The 2,271-nt window shown below is 33.6% G+C and carries 2 protein-coding genes and 1 pseudogene; all 3 read right to left on the bottom strand.

The annotated features are described in order from the left end of the window. Positions 1-128: pseudogene (locus tag AB4653_RS21155) on the bottom strand (phosphate-starvation-inducible PsiE family protein); the annotation flags it as partial. Positions 129-485: 357 nt separating this feature from the next. Further along, positions 486-881, bottom strand: coding sequence for a GtrA family protein (locus AB4653_RS21150; RefSeq protein ID WP_009847997.1), 396 nt, complete (start codon positions 879-881; stop codon positions 486-488). A 32-nt stretch (positions 882-913) separates the two neighbouring features. After that, a partial coding sequence (locus AB4653_RS21145; protein WP_136975494.1) for a DUF2142 domain-containing protein occupies positions 914-2,271 on the bottom strand: 1,358 nt, incomplete at its 5' end.

Raw genomic sequence — 2,271 nt, 5'->3', positions numbered from 1 at the left:
GCTGCAACAGACAACCAAACGATGAGTACTGCATCCAACTCTTTCATGCCCAGAGTAATGTAACGAGCAATTGCCATCATCACGATGTAGATCGGGTATCGCACGGGGATCTTACCGTTCATCACAAACTACTGAACCATTGACCGAGTATACGGTGTATTATCCAAAAAAATAATTCATCTATATTTACCACGCATAAAATACAACCTGTTGAATTTATTCTAGTTAAAAATCAAACTATGCTAATAAACATGTGGTGAGCTTTGATAATAGTTCATATAGTTATTTCCTTCAATTATAGTGGATAAAGGAGGCATTTAACATGGCAAACATTCAAACTATATAAGTTGTGAAGGGGCAAACCATAGCCCTAGTCGATGTTTTGATAAACATAAGATAGTACCTGACTGCTGTACTCCGCTCACATCAAAAATGACAAGTTAACTATTCACCATTAATATAAACCATAATATTCTATCACCCTTCTAACTTTCAGAGAAACTCGGTCTAAAAAGGAAAAATTTCATTATTAAAAAACTAACAACTGCCTCACCAATCATTGTTGCCATTATAAATACCAAATAGTTAAAACCAAGAACATCGACGCCTAAATATACAATGATATTAATAGTTAACAACAGGACCAACCGCATAACAATAAACCCTACACCATGTCTAACATGTTTTTTTTCATAATTATTAAAAACAAAATACTTGTTAATAAAGTATGAGTACAAATATATTATGAAAATAGCAGAATTCATACTGGCCAAGTAATGAAATCTAAAAAACTCAACAAAAATATACACTAAAGACCAGTTTATTATTGCTGTAGATCCTCCACCAATAAGATATCTGATTACTTGCTGAATATCTTTCATAAGACCTCTAGTGAAAATATTAATGGTATCAATTAATAATACCTTTCAAAAACAGACAGCGGCACAACTAAAATAGTAATAAAACCAAACAAAAACACGCCTAACCTCTGTATTAAACAACCACTTTTATCGTTTTTTTCGCCTTCACATAGTAAACATAAAAATAGAGAAATAGGTATAAAATACCGTCCTTGAACACCTTGAATTGTAGAACTGGACATTGGCGTCCATGATATAGACAAAACCAGAAAAATGCTAAAAATGGCTACGATAATTACTAATAGCAAGAGTAATTTATGATAAACCTCCCCCTTTCTACGCCCCCAAAGCCTTCCAACATCAGAATAAAATATCAGAAATAATGAAACCCCGGCGAAGAAATAATACCATATTGGCAATTTAACGTCCAAGTATCCTAATTTCCCTATAAATGATACAGCATAGAATGCATAATTCTCTATAAAGCTATTAAATAGTAAAACAAACCATGAAAATGGTGCACTTAAAATCTGTTCAACCCTTAACAGATAGGACACCCCTTCAGGGCCAAATGGAACAGATACGTTAAAAGTCAAATAAATAGACCAAATAACAACAGAGATAAAACTTATTAGAAAAGCACCTATAAGCTTTATTCTTTTATCCTCATCACTCCAATACTTTAGCGAAAAAACAAAAAAAACCATAGATAGAGCAATATAAGGAGGCCTTGTCATTGATATTACCACCAAAAATACAGAGCTAATAATTAATAGTATTTTAAACCTGTTATTTTTTTCAATATCAAATCGACTAACCATTGCCACAAATAATGCTGCTAGTGGAAAGGAAATGGCATCCGGACTTACCGATGCCATTTGAGATATGGTCATTGGAAGCATTAAAATACTAAATAGAACAGCAACGCCTTTGTTCGCGATATAAATAGCAACTGCTGACAATAAAATTGCGATAGAGCCGTTTAATATTCTAGACAAAATCAAGGTTTCTGATACGGATAAATCTATGCTCTTTCCTAAAATAATCCCTAAACTGGAAAGTGTATATAGAAATGGGGGGTATATACTCACATTACGAGTATCACCCCAACTATTTCCTCCCCATTCGATGCTATTCAAAACCAGTGACAACTGCGTGTCTACTTTCATATCTGGTTTAAATGCGATAGGGAGGTAACCTAACTCAATTTGACTAATTTCAGGACTAGTTGTCCCGCCAACGGTATAATCGTCAACAGTATTAGGCAATAATTTTTTCTGTGGAAATAACTCTCCCTGTGATACTTGGTATGCTCTTTGATAATGACTGCCTTCATCAGCAACTTGAAATGCTGGAACTTGAAATGCAAGGTAAATCATTAATGGAAATGAGAGTAATATATATATATAAC

The organism is Vibrio sp. 10N.222.48.A3 (assembly GCF_041475345.1).
In the GTDB taxonomy this organism is placed as follows: Bacteria; Pseudomonadota; Gammaproteobacteria; order Enterobacterales; family Vibrionaceae; genus Vibrio; species Vibrio tasmaniensis_A.
Note: the sequence above shows the minus strand (reverse complement) of the source record. Positions and strands in the feature narration are given on the sequence as shown.

Excerpts from the sequence above, each read along its gene's own strand:
- AB4653_RS21150 (WP_009847997.1), bottom strand. The coding sequence starts at position 881 with ATGAAAGATATTCAGCAAGTAATCAGATATCTTATTGGTGGAGGATCT.